This is a genomic window from Pseudomonas lactis, assembly GCF_001439845.1.
GTDB classification, from domain to species: domain Bacteria; phylum Pseudomonadota; class Gammaproteobacteria; order Pseudomonadales; family Pseudomonadaceae; genus Aquipseudomonas; species Aquipseudomonas lactis.
This window is the reverse complement of the sequence record NZ_JYLO01000012.1, coordinates 291177-307357: the sequence shown is the minus strand read 5'-3', so window position 1 is coordinate 307357 and position 16181 is coordinate 291177. Positions and strand designations below refer to the sequence as shown.

The following is a 16181-nucleotide window of genomic DNA, read 5'->3' as shown; positions in this document are numbered from 1 at the left end:
GAGATCAGCCGATAACTGAAAGACCATTGGTTCGGACTCTCAGATTATCTCCTCATCAGGCTAATCACGGTTATTTGACCCGGCTCTTGCCGGGTCTTTTTTTGCCCGCGAATTAACCGGCCTTAGCGCGCAATGATCAGCGGATGCCCACGCTCCGGATGCGGCTGTACCAACACATCCAGACCGAATACAGCTTTGAGCGGCTCAGGTTGCAAGACTTTCGAGGGCGTATCCAACGCGTGGGGGCGGCCGTTTTCCAGCAATAGAATTCGGTCGCAGTAACGCGCTGCCAGGTTCAAGTCATGCAGGATAACCAGCACCGCAGCGCCTCTGTCGGCGAAATGTCGGATAGCTTGCAAGGTGGTGTGTTGGTGCAGAGGGTCGAGCATCGACGTGGGCTCGTCCAGCAACAACGTCTGCCCCGCCTCACCCGGCCATAACTGCGCCAATACCCGCGCCAGGTGCACACGTTGCCGCTCGCCGCCGGACAACGCCAGGTAACTGCGGCCACTCAGGTGGCCGACATCCGCCGCGTGCAGGGCCGCGCTGATGATTTCGTCGTCGCGCACTCGCCCGGTCTGATGAGGCAAGCGGCCCATGCCCACCACCTCTTCGACACGAAAAGCAAAATCCAGGGTGGAAGATTGTGGCAGCACCGCCAGGCGCTGGGCACGCTGCGCGCCGGTCATGTGCTTGAGCGCCTGCTGATCCAGCCAGACCTTGCCCTGATCCGGCTGCAACTCCCCGCACAGCGCCCCAAGCAAGGTACTTTTGCCGGCGCCATTGGGGCCCAGAACGCCCAGCACTTCGCCCGGCAAAAGGTCCAAGGTGATATCGGCCAGCACGGTTTTCCCACCACGCCGGATCTGCAACGCTTCTACCCGCAACATCAGGCGCGCCCTCGTAACAATAAATAGAGGAAAAACGGCGCACCGATAAACGCGGTGACAATACCGATCGGCAGTTCCGCCGGCGCCAACGCCAGGCGCGCCACCAGGTCCGCAAACAACAGCAGGCTCGCCCCCGCCAATACCGAGGCCGGTAACAACACCCGATGATCCGGCCCCGCCAGCAACCGCACCAGATGGGGTACCACCAACCCGACAAAACCAATCATGCCCGCCGCCGCCACTGCAGCGCCAACGCCTAAAGCCGTACAGAACACCAGCTCACGCTTGAGCCTTTCAACATCAATACCCAGATGATTGGCCTCAGACTCACCCAACAGCAGCGCGTTCAGCGCCTTGGCCCGGCGCGGCAACCACAGCGCCACGCCCGCACTCACCAACAGCAAGGGCCACAACCGCGAGTAACTTGCGCCATTGAGGCTGCCCAGGTTCCAGAACGTCAGGGTGCGCAAGGTGGCGTCGTCGGCCAGATAGGTAAAGAGCCCCACCGCAGAACCGGCCAGGGCCGTCAGCGCGATGCCAGCAAGCAACATGGTCGCGACATTGGTCTGGCCGTTGCGACGCCCCAGCCGATAGACCAGCGCCGTGACGCCCAAGCCACCGAGAAATGCGCACAGCGACAACAGGTATGGCCCGAAGGCATCCGGCAGCCCGCCAAAGAACGAGCCACCGACAATCGCCACCGCCGCCCCCAGCGCGGCACCGCTGGATACCCCTACCAAGCCAGGATCGGCCAGCGGGTTGCGGAACAACCCCTGCATCGCCACACCCGACAATGCCAGCACACCGCCGACCGCCAGCCCCAATAGGGTCCGCGGCAGGCGAATCTGCCCCAGGATCAACTCGGCCTGCTCCAAACCCTGGGCCTCAATCGGTACGCCCATCAGTTTTAGCGCAGCCCTGAGCGTGTCCACTAACGGCAGGCTGACCGGCCCCAGTGCCAATGAAAGCCAGATCGCTAATACACACAGCAGCGACAGCCCGATAAACAGCGTTTTTGGCTTAACCAGAGTGGTCATGGAGCAGGCTTAGGCTGGGACGGATAAAAACCGGCAGACAGTTTCTCCAGGCTTTGCGGCAATCTAGGCCCCAGGCCACCTACCAGCAAGGTCGCGTCCAGCTCAAAGACGCGGCCGCTCTTGGCTGCCGGCGTAGAGGCAAGAATCGGATTTTCCTTGAACAAGGCTGCGCGCGCCGCGTCACCGGTCAGCGCGCGATCGGCAAACACCAGCACCTCAGGGCTCAAACCCGCCAGCGATTCGACGGAAAACGGTTTATAGCCCACATGCGTGGCGAGATTACGCCCCCCAGCCTGCTGCAACATCCAATCAGCGGCCGTGTCCTTGCCCGCGATCAGCGGCTTGCCACCGGCATGACCGAGCAGCAACAACACGCCTGGAGCCTTCTGTGTAGCCTGGGCCTTGGCCACCCACTTTTTTTGCTGCGCCAGCGCCTGCTCATACCCGGCAAACAACGCACTGGCCTGGGCCTCACTGCCGAGCAGTTTCCCCAAGTGTTCAAGGTTGCCTTTGAGCGTGGGCAAGTCAGGCTGGGCCGAGAACATCTCCACCTGCACCCCGGCACTGCGAATCTGCGCCAGCACCGGCGGTGGCCCCATTTCCTCCGTGCCCACGAGGATTTGCGGGCGCAGGCTGAGAATGCCTTCGGCCGACAACTGCCGCTGGTAACCAATGCTCGGCAAGGCTTTGAGCGACGCAGGATGTTGACTGGTGGTGTCCACCCCCACCAACTTCGACTCACCGCCCAAGGCCGTCACCCATTCCGACAGCGCACCGCCGGCACTGACCCAGCGTTGCGGCAGTTCGGAGGCATGCACCCCGGGGTTGACCAGCAGTGAGGCAACAAGCGCAATAGCGCTGGTACTCAGGCGCATAACAGGGTTTCCTTCCTAGGCAGGGCCACTCAAGCACTCATTGATGTGACAGATAACCGCTGCCAGACATCGTATTGAGCACCCAATCAGCTGACGGGCGAAGCAGGCATTTGATAATTGTTTGCATTTGCACGTCAAGGCACTTAAGGATTGAAATGAAGTTTCTCTGCGCCTCAGGCGACCTTGCTCCCAACAGCAGCCGCGGTTTTGTTATCGATGGCCACAGGCTGTTGGCGGTGCGCCGGGACGGCATTGCGTACTTCTATCTCAACCGCTGCCCTCATCGCGGCATCCCGCTGGAATGGCAGCCAGATCGCTTCCTCGATGAAAGCGCCAGCCTGATCCAATGCGCCACCCATGGCGCGTTGTTCCTGATTGAAAGCGGCGAGTGCATCGCCGGGCCTTGCGCAGGCCAAAGCCTCACCGCCCTGCCCGGCCGCGAAGACGAACAGGGATTGTGGGTCGATCTCTAGTCGCCCAGCAGCACCTTCAGCCGACGTTCGACGTAAATCTCCTGCGGAGTGACCCGTACGCCATAGGCCAACACCTCTACACCTGCAGCCTTGGCCTCACGTAGCGCTGCCGCATAACCAGCGTCGATTTCCACAGCCGGGCGCACCGCGTCGATCCCCGACAGGTTCACGCAATACAACTGCACGGCCCGTATACCGTCGCGCGCCAGGTGGGCCAGCTCACGCAAATGCTTGGCACCGCGCTGGGTCACCGCATCGGGGAAAGCCGCCACCGAGCTGCCATCAAAGCCCAAGGTGACGCTTTTGACCTCGACAAACGCAGCGCCTTGGGGGTAATCCAGGCGAAAGTCGATGCGGCTTCTCTCCTGGCCATAAGGCACCTCACGCTTCAACGCAGTAAAGCCGTTGAGCTCAGTGATCACACCGGCCAGCAAGGCTTCTTCCACCAACTGATTGGCACGCGCGGTGTTGACACACGCCAGCCGGCCCTGAGGCGTTTCGGCAATCTCCCAGGTGCCCGGCAACTTGCGCTTGGGGTCCGTGGAACGGCTGAACCAGACCTGGCCACCTTCGACCATGCAGTTGAGCATCGAACCGGTGTTAGGGCAGTGAATGGTGAGCAACTCGCCGGTAACGGTTTCGATATCGGTGAGAAAGCGCTTGTAGCGGCGGATCAGCCGCCCTTCTTCAAGAGGAGGATTAAAACGCATCAGCCTTGCCAGCTCCGCAAACCACGGCCGATCCGCTCCACCGCTTCTTGCAGCCGATCGAGGTTTTGCGTGTAGGCAAACCGCACGTGATGGCCCGCCTGGTAGCGACCGAAATCCAACCCGGGCGTAAAGGCCACATGCTCGGTTTCGAGGAAATGCCGGCAAAACGCGAAGGCATCGCCGCCGAACGCGCTGATATCGGCATACAGATAGAAGGCACCTTCGGGTTCCACCGCGATACCGAACCCAAGCTCACGCAGGGCGGGCAGCAGGAAGTCACGACGGCGGCCAAACTCGGCACGGCGCTGCTCCAGGATCTCCAGGGTTTGCGGGGTGAAACAGGCCAACGCGGCATGCTGAGCCATGCTTGGCGCACTGATGTAGAGGTTCTGCGCCAATTTCTCCAGTTCACCCACCGCTTCAGGCGGCGCCACCAGCCAACCGAGGCGCCAGCCGGTCATGCCGAAATACTTAGAAAAACTATTCAAGACAAAGGCGTCGTCATCGACTTCCAGCACGCTGGCGGCGTCCGTGCCGTAGGTGAGGCCGTGATAAATCTCGTCGACCACCAGGTGCCCGTTGCGCGCCTTGATGGCGCCCGACAGCCCAGCCAACTCGTCCCGGGTGAGGATCGTGCCGGTGGGGTTGGCCGGCGATGCCACCAGTGCGCCAACACTGTCCTGGTCCCAATGCCTGGCCACCAGGTCAGCGGTCAACTGGTAGCGTACGTCCGGGCCGACCGGCACCAACTGCGCCGCGCCTTCCACAAGGCGCAGGAAGTGTCGGTTGCAGGGGTAGCCTGGGTCCGCCAGCAGCCAATGCTTACCCGGATCCACCAGCAAACTGCTGGCCAGCAATAACGCGCCGGAGCCACCGGGGGTGATCAGAATACGCTGCGGGTCGATGCTCAAACCGTAGCGTTGCTGGTAGAAACCGCTGATGGCTTCGCGCAACTCGGGCAGGCCGCGGGCGGCGGTGTAGCGGGTTTTACCGTTTGCTAACGCGGCTTGACCGGCCTGGATGATCGGCTCGGCGGTGGTGAAATCCGGCTCGCCGATTTCCAGATGGATCACGTCGTGACCGGCGGCCTGCAGCTCATTGGCACGCGCCAGTAACGCCATGACATGAAAAGGTTCGATGGCGCGACTGCGCGCACTGTAGGGCTGAGCCATTAGCCTTCCTTAGACGGTGAGGACAAAATCTGGATTCTACCGAACCCTCACGGTAAAACATGCTCTATTGCCTGATTGGGGCTGCAAGTGCACCCTGCGCGCGCTCGTAAAACAGCTAAAATCAACATTCGAGGCGATACATACCCAGTCATGGCGGGCTGCTGCGGTTTGCATCCCCTTTGCCCTGGACCTCGACAACCGGGAGTAGCGCACCCTGAATCTATCTGGTAAGTTCGCCCGCTTGCAGCCGCAGGGCCGGCAGGTGTCGGTGACGTTGCAATCCTGCGCAATGGATTAGAAGAGTGAGAGGCGGTCTATTCATGTCCACCCAAGCAAAGCAACAGCATACTCAAGGCCTCGGCGGCTTCGAACCCTATGTCGAAAAAAAGGGCGAGGAGTACATGGGCGAGCCCATGCGCGACCACTTCACCAAGATCCTCAACAAGTGGAAACAGGACTTGATGCAGGAAGTCGACCGTACGGTTGACCATATGAAGGATGAAGCGGCCAACTTCCCTGACCCGGCCGATCGTGCCAGCCAGGAAGAAGAGTTCGCCCTCGAACTGCGCGCCCGCGACCGCGAGCGCAAGTTGATCAAGAAGATCGACAAGACCCTGCAACTGATCAAAGACGAAGAATACGGCTGGTGCGAATCCTGCGGCGTCGAAATCGGTATTCGCCGACTGGAAGCCCGCCCAACCGCGGACCTGTGCGTAGACTGCAAGACCTTGGCTGAAATCAAGGAAAAACAGGTCGGCAAGTAACCCTGCCGATCTGAACGAATGGAGCGTGCGAACGCTCCATTTTTGTTTCTGGCGTTTACCGGTTATGCAGTAGTATCCGGGCCATGACAGCCTCTACTTATATCGGGCGCTTCGCCCCCACGCCCAGCGGCCATTTGCACTTTGGCTCCCTGGTTGCCGCCCTCGCCTCCTACCTCGATGCACGCGCCCACCAGGGCCGTTGGTTGATGCGCATGGAAGACCTCGACCCTCCCCGTGAAGAGCCCGGCGCCCAGGCGGCGATTCTGCATGCGCTGGAAAGCTACGGCTTTGAATGGGATGGCGAACTGGTTCGCCAGAGCGAGCGGCATGATGCCTACGCCAAAGTGCTGAACGATATGTTCAACCACGGCCTGGCCTACGCCTGCACCTGCTCGCGCAAGCAGTTGGAGCCCTACAACGGGATTTACCCAGGCTTGTGCCGCAATGCCGGCCACGACCAGCAAGACGCCGCCATCCGCCTGCGCGTGCCCGAGTTGGAATATCACTTTACCGACCGCGTCCAAGGCGAGTTCCGGCAGCATCTGGGCCGCGATGCGGGCGATTTCATCATCCGTCGCCGCGACGGCCTCTACGCCTACCAACTGGCGGTGGTGCTCGACGACGCCTGGCAAGGGGTCACCGATATCGTGCGCGGCGCCGACCTGCTCGATTCCACGCCGCGCCAGCTTTATTTGCAAGAGCTGCTCGGCCTGCGCCAACCCCGTTACCTGCATGTTCCGCTGATCGTGCAGCCGGACGGCAACAAACTGGGCAAGTCCTACCGCTCTCCACCGTTGACAGCCGACCAGGCCACGCCTTTGCTGCTCAGAGCACTGCGCGCCCTTGGCCAACAGCCCGACGCGCAACTGCGGTACGCCAGCCCCCGAGAACTGCTGGATTGGGGCATTGCGCACTGGGACGCCACCCGCATCCCGCGCACACTGACCCTGGCCGAAGCGCAATTGAGTTGAAGGCGCTTGCAGGTTGCCAGCCATCCGTTAACATCGCGGCAGATTTTTAATCAGAGGCCAACATGTACATCTATCGTTTGGTCCTGCTGCTGGTCGTCGGGATCTACCTGTTCTCCCCCGCCATCATGGATTGGTGGATCGACGCCACGGGCGCCTGGTATCGCCCTTATCTGCTATGGCTGATCCTGATCGTCGTGACCTTCATCCTGCAGAGCCAAAAAGATGCCGATGAGCTTTAGTCTCACCCAGATGCTGCTGATCAGCGCCGCCTACCTGGCTGCGTTATTCGGCGTGGCCTGGATCAGTGAGCGCGGAATGATTCCACGGGCGATCATTCGCCATCCGTTGACCTACACCTTGTCCCTGGGCGTGTACGCCAGTGCCTGGGCGTTCTACGGCACGGTGGGGTTGGCCTATCAGTACGGCTACGGCTTTCTCTCCAGTTATCTTGGGGTGTCGGGCGCGTTCCTGCTGGCACCGGTGCTGCTGTACCCGATCCTGAAAATCACCCGGACGTACCAGCTGTCTTCCCTGGCCGACCTGTTTGCCTTTCGCTTTCGCAGCACCTGGGCCGGCGCGCTGACCACCATTTTCATGTTGATCGGCGTGCTGCCGTTGCTGGCCCTGCAGATCCAGGCGGTGGCCGACTCCATCAGTATCCTGACCCGCGAGCCCGTGCAACATCGGGTTGCCCTGGCGTTCTGCGCACTGATCACCTTGTTCACCATCTTCTTTGGGTCTCGCCATATCGCCACCCGCGAGAAACACCAGGGCCTGGTGTTTGCGATTGCCTTTGAGTCGGTCATCAAGCTGATCGCCATCGGCGGCGTCGGCCTTTATGCGCTCTACGGCGTGTTCGACGGGCCGCAACAGCTGGAGCTGTGGCTGCTGCAAAACCAGACCGCCCTCGCCGCCTTGCATACCCCCTTGCAGGAAGGCCCATGGCGTACGCTGCTGCTGGTGTTCTTCGCCTCGGCGATCGTGATGCCGCACATGTACCACATGACCTTCACCGAGAACCTCAACCCGCGCTCGCTGGTCAGCGCCAGCTGGGGCTTGCCGCTGTTCCTGTTGCTGATGAGCCTGGCGGTGCCGCTGATCCTGTGGGCCGGCCTGAAACTGGGGGCCACCACCAACCCCGAGTATTTCACCCTGGGCATCGGTATTGCCGCCAACAGCCCAGCCCTGGCGCTGCTGGCGTATGTCGGGGGGTTGTCGGCAGCCAGCGGGTTGATCATCGTCACCACCCTGGCACTCTCGGGCATGGCGCTCAACCACTTGGTACTGCCGCTGTACCAGCCGCCGGCGGAGGGCAATATCTACCGTTGGTTGAAATGGACCCGGCGTGCGCTGATCGTCGCGATCATCATGGCCGGCTACGCGTTTTATCTGCTGCTGGGCGCCGGGCAAGACCTGGCCAACCTGGGCATTGTCGCGTTTGTCGCCACCTTGCAGTTCCTGCCGGGCGTGTTGTCGGTGCTGTACTGGCCGACCGCCAATCGACGTGGCTTTATTGCTGGGCTGCTGGCCGGGATCCTGGTGTGGACCGTGACCATGCTGCTACCGCTGGTCGGCAACCTGCAGGGCTTCTATATCCCGTTGCTGAACATGATCTACGTGCTGGACGACACCAGTTGGCACATGGCCGCCATCGCCTCGCTGGCCGCCAACGTACTGATGTTTACCCTGATCTCGCTGTTCACCAACGCCAGCGCCGAAGAAACCAGCGCCGCCGAAGCCTGCGCGGTGGACAACGTGCGCCGCCCGCAACGCCGCGAACTGCATGCAGCCTCGCCCCAGGAGTTCGCCACGCAACTGGCCAAGCCCCTGGGCGCCAAGGCCGCACAAAAGGAAGTCGAACAGGCGCTGCGCGACCTCTATCTGCCGTTTGACGAGCGCCGGCCCTATGCCCTGCGCCGCCTGCGTGACCGTATCGAGGCCAACCTGTCCGGGTTGATGGGGCCGAGCGTGTCCCAGGACATGGTGGAAACCTTCCTGCCCTATAAGGCCGGTGGCGAAAACTACGTTACCGAAGACATCCATTTCATCGAAAGCCGGCTGGAGGATTACCACTCACGCCTCACAGGCCTGGCCGCCGAACTCGACGCCCTGCGCCGTTATCACCGCCAGACTCTGCAGGAGCTGCCGATGGGCGTGTGCTCCCTGGCCAAGGACCAGGAAATCCTGATGTGGAACAAGGCCATGGAAGAACTCACCGGTATCGCCGCCCAGCGGGTGGTGGGTTCACGCCTCAACACCCTGGGCGATCCATGGAAGGAGCTGCTGCAAGGCTTCATCAACCTGCCGGACGAACACTTGCACAAGCAACACTTGGCCCTCGACGGCCAGACCCGCTGGCTCAACTTGCACAAAGCCGCCATCGATGAACCCTTGGCGCCGGGTAACAGCGGCCTGGTGCTGCTGGTAGAAGATTTGACCGATACACAAATGCTCGAAGACAAGCTGGTGCACTCCGAACGCCTGGCCAGTATCGGGCGCCTGGCGGCCGGCGTGGCCCATGAAATCGGCAACCCGATCACCGGTATCGCCTGCCTGGCGCAAAACCTGCGCGAAGAGCGCGAAGAAGATGGGGAAATCACCGAAATCAGCGGGCAGATCCTCGAACAGACCAAGCGGGTTTCACGCATCGTCCAGTCATTGATGAGCTTTGCCCACTCCGGCGCCCATCAAAATCAGGACGAAGCGGTGTGCCTGGCCGAAGTGGCGCAGGATGCCATTGGGCTGTTGGCCTTGAACCGGCGCAATTTCGAAGTACAGTTCTTTAACCTGTGCGATCCGGACCATTGGGTCGATGGCGACTCACAACGCCTGGCCCAGGTGCTGATCAACCTGCTGTCCAACGCCCGCGACGCGTCGCCGGCTGGCAGTGCTGTACGCGTCAAGAGCGAGGCTTTCGAGCACACGGTCGACCTGATCGTGGAAGACGAAGGCAGCGGCATTCCACAGAACATCATGGACCGATTGTTCGAACCCTTCTTCACCACCAAGGACCCCGGTGAAGGTACCGGTCTGGGCCTTGCACTGGTCTATTCCATCGTTGAAGAGCATTATGGACAAATCACCATCGACAGCCCGGCTGACACACAAAGCCAACGCGGCACCCGTATCCGGGTGACCTTGCCGCGTCATGTCGAAGCGACGTCCGCTGTGAACTGAGACCGTCGAGAGAATTGAATCAATGCCGCACATTTTGATCGTCGAAGACGAAACCATTATCCGCTCTGCCTTGCGACGCCTGCTTGAACGTAATCAGTACCAGGTCAGCGAAGCCGGCTCGGTGCAGGAAGCCCAAGAGCGATTCAGCATTCCCACGTTCGACCTGATTGTCAGCGACCTGCGCCTGCCCGGCGCCCCGGGCACCGAGCTGATCAAGCTGGGCCAGGGCACCCCGGTGTTGATCATGACCAGCTACGCCAGCCTGCGTTCGGCGGTGGACTCGATGAAGATGGGCGCGGTGGACTACATCGCCAAGCCTTTCGATCACGACGAAATGCTCCAGGCCGTGGCCCGCATCCTGCGTGACCGCGTGTCGGCCAGCAGCGCGCCTGCCGAGCAACGCCCCACCGGCAAGGCCAGCGCCGGCGAAAAACCGGGTGTCGACAACAGCAACGGCGAGATCGGCATCATCGGCTCCTGCCCACCGATGCAGGACTTGTACAGCAAGATCCGCAAAGTGGCGCCGACCGACTCCAATGTATTGATCCAGGGCGAATCGGGCACCGGTAAAGAACTGGTGGCCCGCGCCCTGCACAACCTGTCCAAGCGTGCCAAAGCACCGATGATCTCGGTGAACTGCGCGGCGATCCCCGAATCCCTGATCGAGTCCGAGCTGTTCGGCCACGAGAAAGGTGCGTTCACCGGCGCCAGCGCCGGGCGTGCGGGCCTGGTGGAAGCCGCGGACGGCGGCACTTTATTCCTCGATGAAATTGGCGAGCTGCCCCTGGAAGCCCAGGCGCGGTTGCTGCGCGTGCTGCAGGAAGGCGAAATTCGCCGCGTCGGTTCGGTGCAATCGCAGAAGGTCGATGTTCGATTGATCGCGGCGACACACCGAGACCTCAAGAGCCTGGCCAAGATCGGTCAGTTCCGTGAGGACTTGTATTACCGCCTGCATGTCATCGCGCTCAAACTGCCGGCCCTGCGCGAGCGTGGTTCCGACGTAAACGAAATCGCCAACGCGTTCCTGTTGCGTCAAGGCGCGCGCATTGAGCGCACCGACCTGAAGTTTGCCGCGGACGCCGAGCAGGCCATCCGCCACTACTCGTGGCCAGGGAACGTGCGTGAGCTGGAGAACGCCGTCGAGCGCGCCGTGATCCTGTCCGAGAGCCCGGAGATTTCCGCCGAGTTGCTGGGCATCGACATCGAACTCAGTGACCTGGATGACGACGACTTCATCGGCCTGGCCCCGCAGCAGGGCGGAGCCAGCAATACCAGCCATGAACCGACGGAAGATTTGTCACTGGAAGACTACTTCCAGCACTTCGTGCTCGAGCATCAGGACCACATGACCGAGACCGAGCTGGCACGCAAGCTGGGCGTGAGTCGCAAATGCCTGTGGGAACGGCGCCAGCGCCTGGGCATTCCACGGCGCAAGACCGGGGTGGCCAGCGAAAGCTGAGGGCGCAGCCCCACAGGTAACACCTGTTGATGTGAAAAAACTGTTACCGCTGACTTTTCACGTAACAAAAGCCGGGGCTTACGGTAACGAAGCCCCGGCTTTTTTTTGGCCCTCAAACCGACGAAACCAGCCCAACCCCCCGGTTTTACTGGTCGGCGCAAAAGTTGGCACGCACCCTGCTATATGCTTAGTACAAAAACAATAACAAGCTTTGTACAAGACAATAAAAATAAGACGAATCGACTCACGCATAACAAAAACAACACGGCGGAGGCGCAGCTAACTGATTCTTTTGGAGAGGCGTTGCATTTGGGGCTTGCCCCGCAACCAGGCCGAGAACAACAAAAACTGCCCTAAGGCAGAGCCTGAACTGGTTGGATCGTAGATCAGCAACACAGCGACCAAAGCAATCCGTTTGCTCTTGACTCCCGATTGGGAGTGTCATGAAGGTGAAGCTTCATGGCGAGGGCGATCAACAAAAACAAGAAGCCCGACATCAATAATAAAAATAGAGCACGCAACTACTTCTGGGGGAGCTTCGGCTCCCCTTGTAGTTTCCGGGATTTGACCTTCAAACGCTTATGGCGCAATGCCTTTAGCTTGTTCCTACACCATCCCCCGACTAAATGCTAGAATCCCCGCCCATCATGCGGTCATTCTTCGTTATGGCCGAACATTCCTTCAAACAGTGCATCCCATGCTGAAGAAGTTGTTCCAGTCATTCCGTTCTCCCTTGCGTCGAACGCAACACAAACGCAGCACGCCTGAAGTGCTCAATAGCAGCCAGCATTCGCTGCAGCGCGCTCAATTCAGCCGTTATGCAGTGAACATCGTCGAACGTTTGCAGAACGCCGGCTACCAGGCCTACCTGGTGGGTGGCTGCGTACGCGACATGTTGCTCAACATCACGCCCAAGGATTTCGACGTCGCCACCAGCGCCACGCCTGAACAAGTGCGCGCCGAGTTTCGTAATGCACGAATCATCGGCCGGCGCTTCAAGCTGGTGCATATCCACTTTGGTCGCGAAATCATCGAGGTCGCGACCTTCCGCGCCGGTCACCCGCAAAACGATGAAGAGGAAGACACCAACCAGTCTTCCCGCAACGAGAGCGGGCGCATCCTGCGCGATAACGTCTATGGCACTTTGGAAGAGGACGCGCAACGCCGCGACTTCACCATCAACGCCTTGTATTACGACCCGGTCAGCGAGCGCATCCTCGATTACGCCAACGGCGTACACGACATTCGCAACAACCTGATCCGCCTGATCGGCGACCCAACGCAGCGCTACCAGGAAGACCCGGTGCGCATGCTGCGCGCCGTGCGATTCGCCGCCAAGCTCAACTTTGGCATCGAAAAGCACACCGCCGCGCCGATTCGCGAACTGGCGCCGATGCTGCGGGAAATCCCCTCGGCACGCCTGTTTGAAGAAGTGCTCAAGCTGTTCCTTTCGGGCTACGCCGCCGACACCTTTGAAATGCTGGTGGACCTGCAGTTGTTCGACCCATTGTTCCCGGCCAGCGCCGAGGCCTTGGAGTACAACCCAACGTACACCCACACTTTGATCAGCGAAGCCTTGATCAACACCGACCTGCGCATCAAGCAGAACAAACCGGTGACCCCGGCGTTCTTGTTTGCCGCCTTGTTGTGGCCGGCCCTGCCAAAACGCGTACTGCGCTTGCAGGACCGTGGCATGCCGCCGATCCCGGCCATGCAGGAAGCGGCTCACGAGTTGATCGCCGAACAGTGCCAACGCATCGCTATCCCCAAACGTTTCACCATGCCGATCCGCGAAATCTGGGACATGCAGGAGCGCCTGCCACGCCGCAGCGGCAAGCGCGCCGATCTGTTGCTGGACAACCCGCGCTTCCGTGCCGGCTACGACTTCCTGCTGCTGCGTGAAAGCGCGGGCGAGCAGACCGATGGCCTGGGTGAATGGTGGACCGACTATCAGGACGCCAATGACAGCCAGCGCCGCGAAATGATTCGTGAACTGGGCAGCAAAGGCGATAGCGCCGGCGAAGGCCCGAAAAAGCGTCGCCGCAGCGGCACCAAGCGTAAACGCAGCAGTGCCGATGCCTCGGGCGCTGCGGGCGAATAAACGTGGAACGTATCTACATCGGCATGGGCAGCAACCTGGCTGCCCCGCACCAACAATTGCGCAGCGCGATCGAGGCGCTGGCGCAACTGCCTGGCACCCAGCTCGCCGGTGTGTCCGCCTTCTATCAAAGCGATTCATTGCTGCCAGGCCAACCGAGTTACACCAACGCCGTTGCGGCGTTGGACAGTCACTTGGCGCCAATGGACCTGCTCAATGCGCTGCAAGCCATCGAGAACGATCAGGGCCGCGAACGCCTGGAACGCTGGGGCCCACGCACCTTGGACCTGGATATCCTGCTGTTCGGTGATCGCCTGATCGACGAGCCGCGCCTGAAGGTGCCGCACTACCAGATGCATCTGCGCGCGTTTGTGCTGTATCCGTTGGCTGAGCTAGCGCCAGCCGACCTGCAGCTGCCTGACGGCCAGCGCTTAAGCGACCTGCTCACCGCTTGCCCGTTCGTCGGCCTGGAACGCCTCCCGCAAGAATGACTCGGTCAATGTGGGAGCTGGCTTGCCTGCGATGCAAGCGACTCGGTGTATCAGCCACACCGAGTGGATGCCATCGCAGGCAAGCCAGCTCCCACCTTTGATCTTCTCTGCCGTAATACCGCGCGCACGTTGCGCAATCGCTTCAGTAACAGCGGTAACACCGCCATCGTAACAATGCGGTAACACATCCAATTGACTTCCCGTGTCCTCCTCACGACTATAGGCGTCCCGCTGCCGCCAACCCGGCGCGACAGGGCGCAATCCAGGCCTTATAAGCACTGCTTTCAAGACAGTGCGCCTGTATAAACGAAGACTCACGCGCGTTACTCGCTGTTTCCAAGCGCCTGAACGAGGACCCTTTTCATGCCAGACATTACCCTGACCACCTTGCAGAGCCTCAAGCTCAAAGGTGAAAAAATCACCATGCTGACCTGCTATGACGCCACTTTCGCCCACGCCAGCTGCCAGGCCGGCGTCGAAGTGCTGCTGGTGGGCGACTCCCTGGGCATGGTTCTTCAAGGGAATGACAGCACGCTGCCCGTAACCACCGATGAACTGGCCTACCACACCGCCAGCGTCAAGCGTGGCAACGATGGCGCCTTTATCATCGCCGACCTGCCGTTCATGGGTTACGCCACCCTTGAGCAAACCTTCCTGAACGCCGGCAAGCTGATGCAGGCCGGCGCACACATGATCAAAGTCGAAGGTGCCGTGTGGCTGGCCGAGTCGATCCGGCTGCTGGCCGAACGCGGCGTGCCAGTGTGCGCACACATGGGCCTGACGCCGCAGTCGGTCAATATCCTCGGTGGCTACAAGGTCCAGGGCCGCAATGAAGCCCAGGCCCGCCAAATGCGTGCCGATGCCATCGCCCTGGAACAAGCCGGTGCGGCGATGATTCTGCTGGAGTGCGTGCCGAGCGAACTGGCTGCCGAAATCACCCAGGCAGTCAAAGTGCCCGTGATCGGGATTGGCGCAGGTGCAGCCACCGACGGCCAGGTGCTGGTCCTGCACGATATGCTCGGCCTGTCGATCACCGGCCACGTGCCTAAGTTCGTGAAGAACTTCATGGCCGGCCAGGACAGCATCCACGCCGCCCTGAGCGCCTACGTCAGCGAAGTCAAAAACGTGACGTTCCCAGGTATTGAACACGGGTTCTCGGCATGAACACCGTTAAAACCGTCCGCGAACTGCGGGCCGCCGTAACCCACGCCCGCAACGCCGGCAAACGCATCGGCTTTGTGCCCACCATGGGCAACCTGCACAGCGGCCACGCCACCCTGGTGACCAAGGCCGCGCAGCAAGCCGATTTCGTGGTGGCGAGCATTTTCGTCAACCCGCTGCAATTCGGCGCTGGCGAAGACCTGGACAAATACCCGCGCACATTGGCCGCCGACCAGGAAAAACTCCTGCAGGCCGGTTGCAACCTGCTGTTTGCGCCCACGGTGGAGGAAATGTACCCCGATGGCATGAACGGCCAGACCCGTGTCAGCGTGCCACAACTGTCTGAAGGCTTGTGCGGTGCCAGCCGCCCAGGGCACTTCGAAGGCGTGGCCACGGTGGTCAGCAAGCTGTTCAACATGGTCCAACCGGACATGGCCGTATTTGGCCAGAAGGACTACCAGCAGTTGGCGGTGATCCGCGCCATGGTCCGCGACCTGAACATGCCGATCCAGATCATCGGCGAGCCCACCGTGCGCGCCGAGGACGGCCTCGCGCTGTCATCACGCAACGGTTACCTCAGCGAGGAGCAACGGGCGGTCGCGCCAGTGCTGTACCGCGCGCTCAGCCAGATCGCCACGGCCATCAAAGGCGGCGATCATGATTTCGCCAGGCTTCGCGCCGAGCACATCCAGCAGATTGAAGCCGCAGGGCTGCGCATGGACTACCTGGAAGTGCGCCAAGGCGTGCATCTGCGCCCGGCCACGGCTGAAGATCGTGATGTGGTGATCCTGGTCGCCGCTTACCTGGGGGCTACACGTCTGATCGATAACCTGCACCTGAACCTCGCCTGACCCCGCTTTACCCTCAACCTGTTGCCCCGACGGCTGTGCCGGTATAAAAAAG

General features: G+C 61.0%; 15 protein-coding genes. 10 read left to right on the top strand and 5 right to left on the bottom strand.

The window, feature by feature from the left end; translation table 11 throughout:
- Nucleotides 1-122 precede the first annotated feature (122 nt).
- Genes TX24_RS22280 through TX24_RS22270 form a run of 3 tightly spaced genes read right to left on the bottom strand, consistent with a single transcriptional unit; the run spans nucleotide 123 to nucleotide 2802 of the window.
- Complete coding sequence (locus TX24_RS22280; RefSeq protein ID WP_057711130.1) at nucleotides 123-890, bottom strand: heme ABC transporter ATP-binding protein; 768 nt, start codon at nucleotides 888-890, stop codon at nucleotides 123-125.
- Nucleotides 890-1927 carry a FecCD family ABC transporter permease gene (locus TX24_RS22275; protein ID WP_047711788.1) on the bottom strand — a complete coding sequence of 346 codons (1038 nt, stop codon included), beginning with the start codon at nucleotides 1925-1927 and terminating at the stop codon, nucleotides 890-892. Before TX24_RS22275 ends, TX24_RS22280 begins: the two co-directional genes overlap by 1 nt.
- Complete coding sequence (locus TX24_RS22270; RefSeq protein WP_057711129.1) at nucleotides 1924-2802, bottom strand: heme/hemin ABC transporter substrate-binding protein; 879 nt, start codon at nucleotides 2800-2802, stop codon at nucleotides 1924-1926. Before TX24_RS22270 ends, TX24_RS22275 begins: the two co-directional genes overlap by 4 nt.
- Before the next feature lie 155 nt (nucleotides 2803-2957).
- Here TX24_RS22270 and TX24_RS22265 point away from each other — a divergent pair, with 155 nt between their 5' ends.
- Entirely contained in the window at nucleotides 2958-3275 is a 318-nt protein-coding gene (locus tag TX24_RS22265) for a Rieske (2Fe-2S) protein (protein WP_057711128.1), read from the top strand.
- Here the strand turns inward: TX24_RS22265 and sfsA are convergent.
- Both sfsA and TX24_RS22255 read right to left on the bottom strand, forming a co-directional pair.
- The gene (sfsA, locus tag TX24_RS22260; RefSeq protein WP_057711127.1) at nucleotides 3272-3985 is read right to left on the bottom strand and encodes a DNA/RNA nuclease SfsA; all 714 of its coding nucleotides are present in this window, start codon (nucleotides 3983-3985) and stop codon (nucleotides 3272-3274) included. The genes TX24_RS22265 and sfsA overlap by 4 nt on opposite strands.
- Nucleotides 3985-5157, bottom strand: a complete 1173-nt coding sequence (locus TX24_RS22255; RefSeq protein WP_057711126.1) for a pyridoxal phosphate-dependent aminotransferase — start codon at nucleotides 5155-5157, stop codon at nucleotides 3985-3987. The genes sfsA and TX24_RS22255 overlap by 1 nt, the downstream gene beginning before the upstream one ends.
- Before the next feature lie 320 nt (nucleotides 5158-5477).
- On the opposite strand from TX24_RS22255, the gene dksA reads away from it, so the two are divergent.
- The 9 genes from dksA (at nucleotide 5478) to panC (ending at nucleotide 16129) form a co-directional block, all read left to right on the top strand.
- Nucleotides 5478-5921 carry an RNA polymerase-binding protein DksA gene (gene dksA / locus TX24_RS22250; protein WP_032895288.1) on the top strand — a complete coding sequence of 148 codons (444 nt, stop codon included), beginning with the start codon at nucleotides 5478-5480 and terminating at the stop codon, nucleotides 5919-5921.
- A gap of 83 nt (nucleotides 5922-6004) precedes the next feature.
- Nucleotides 6005-6892, top strand: a complete 888-nt coding sequence (gluQRS, locus tag TX24_RS22245) for a tRNA glutamyl-Q(34) synthetase GluQRS (protein WP_047711790.1) — start codon at nucleotides 6005-6007, stop codon at nucleotides 6890-6892.
- Between the two features lie 62 nt (nucleotides 6893-6954).
- Complete coding sequence (locus TX24_RS31695; RefSeq protein WP_003176118.1) at nucleotides 6955-7131, top strand: hypothetical protein; 177 nt, start codon at nucleotides 6955-6957, stop codon at nucleotides 7129-7131.
- Complete coding sequence (locus TX24_RS22235; protein ID WP_003194154.1) at nucleotides 7115-10069, top strand: sensor histidine kinase; 2955 nt, start codon at nucleotides 7115-7117, stop codon at nucleotides 10067-10069. Before TX24_RS31695 ends, TX24_RS22235 begins: the two co-directional genes overlap by 17 nt.
- Before the next feature lie 22 nt (nucleotides 10070-10091).
- Complete coding sequence (locus tag TX24_RS22230) at nucleotides 10092-11528, top strand: sigma-54-dependent transcriptional regulator (RefSeq protein ID WP_057711125.1); 1437 nt, start codon at nucleotides 10092-10094, stop codon at nucleotides 11526-11528.
- Between the two features lie 697 nt (nucleotides 11529-12225).
- Nucleotides 12226-13629, top strand: coding sequence for a polynucleotide adenylyltransferase PcnB (locus TX24_RS22225; protein ID WP_003194157.1), 1404 nt, complete (start codon nucleotides 12226-12228; stop codon nucleotides 13627-13629).
- A gap of 2 nt (nucleotides 13630-13631) precedes the next feature.
- On the top strand, nucleotides 13632-14117 hold the full coding sequence (gene folK, locus TX24_RS22220) for a 2-amino-4-hydroxy-6-hydroxymethyldihydropteridine diphosphokinase (RefSeq protein ID WP_057711124.1): 486 nt from the start codon (nucleotides 13632-13634) through the stop codon (nucleotides 14115-14117).
- A gap of 363 nt (nucleotides 14118-14480) precedes the next feature.
- Complete coding sequence (gene panB / locus TX24_RS22215) at nucleotides 14481-15281, top strand: 3-methyl-2-oxobutanoate hydroxymethyltransferase (protein ID WP_057711123.1); 801 nt, start codon at nucleotides 14481-14483, stop codon at nucleotides 15279-15281.
- A complete protein-coding gene (gene panC / locus TX24_RS22210; protein WP_044268581.1) occupies nucleotides 15278-16129 on the top strand; it encodes a pantoate--beta-alanine ligase in 852 nt (283 codons plus the stop codon). The genes panB and panC overlap by 4 nt, the downstream gene beginning before the upstream one ends.
- Nucleotides 16130-16181: the final 52 nt, after the last annotated feature.

Coding starts and splice junctions, on each gene's coding strand:
- TX24_RS22280 (WP_057711130.1), bottom strand. CDS start 890: ATGTTGCGGGTAGAAGCGTTGCAGATCCGGCGTGGTGGGAAAACCGTG.
- TX24_RS22275 (WP_047711788.1), bottom strand. CDS start 1,927: ATGACCACTCTGGTTAAGCCAAAAACGCTGTTTATCGGGCTGTCGCTG.
- TX24_RS22270 (WP_057711129.1), bottom strand. CDS start 2,802: ATGCGCCTGAGTACCAGCGCTATTGCGCTTGTTGCCTCACTGCTGGTC.
- TX24_RS22265 (WP_057711128.1), top strand. CDS start 2,958: ATGAAGTTTCTCTGCGCCTCAGGCGACCTTGCTCCCAACAGCAGCCGC.
- sfsA (WP_057711127.1), bottom strand. CDS start 3,985: ATGCGTTTTAATCCTCCTCTTGAAGAAGGGCGGCTGATCCGCCGCTAC.
- TX24_RS22255 (WP_057711126.1), bottom strand. CDS start 5,157: ATGGCTCAGCCCTACAGTGCGCGCAGTCGCGCCATCGAACCTTTTCAT.
- dksA (WP_032895288.1), top strand. CDS start 5,478: ATGTCCACCCAAGCAAAGCAACAGCATACTCAAGGCCTCGGCGGCTTC.
- gluQRS (WP_047711790.1), top strand. CDS start 6,005: ATGACAGCCTCTACTTATATCGGGCGCTTCGCCCCCACGCCCAGCGGC.
- TX24_RS31695 (WP_003176118.1), top strand. CDS start 6,955: ATGTACATCTATCGTTTGGTCCTGCTGCTGGTCGTCGGGATCTACCTG.
- TX24_RS22235 (WP_003194154.1), top strand. CDS start 7,115: ATGCCGATGAGCTTTAGTCTCACCCAGATGCTGCTGATCAGCGCCGCC.
- TX24_RS22230 (WP_057711125.1), top strand. CDS start 10,092: ATGCCGCACATTTTGATCGTCGAAGACGAAACCATTATCCGCTCTGCC.
- TX24_RS22225 (WP_003194157.1), top strand. CDS start 12,226: ATGCTGAAGAAGTTGTTCCAGTCATTCCGTTCTCCCTTGCGTCGAACG.
- panB (WP_057711123.1), top strand. CDS start 14,481: ATGCCAGACATTACCCTGACCACCTTGCAGAGCCTCAAGCTCAAAGGT.
- panC (WP_044268581.1), top strand. CDS start 15,278: ATGAACACCGTTAAAACCGTCCGCGAACTGCGGGCCGCCGTAACCCAC.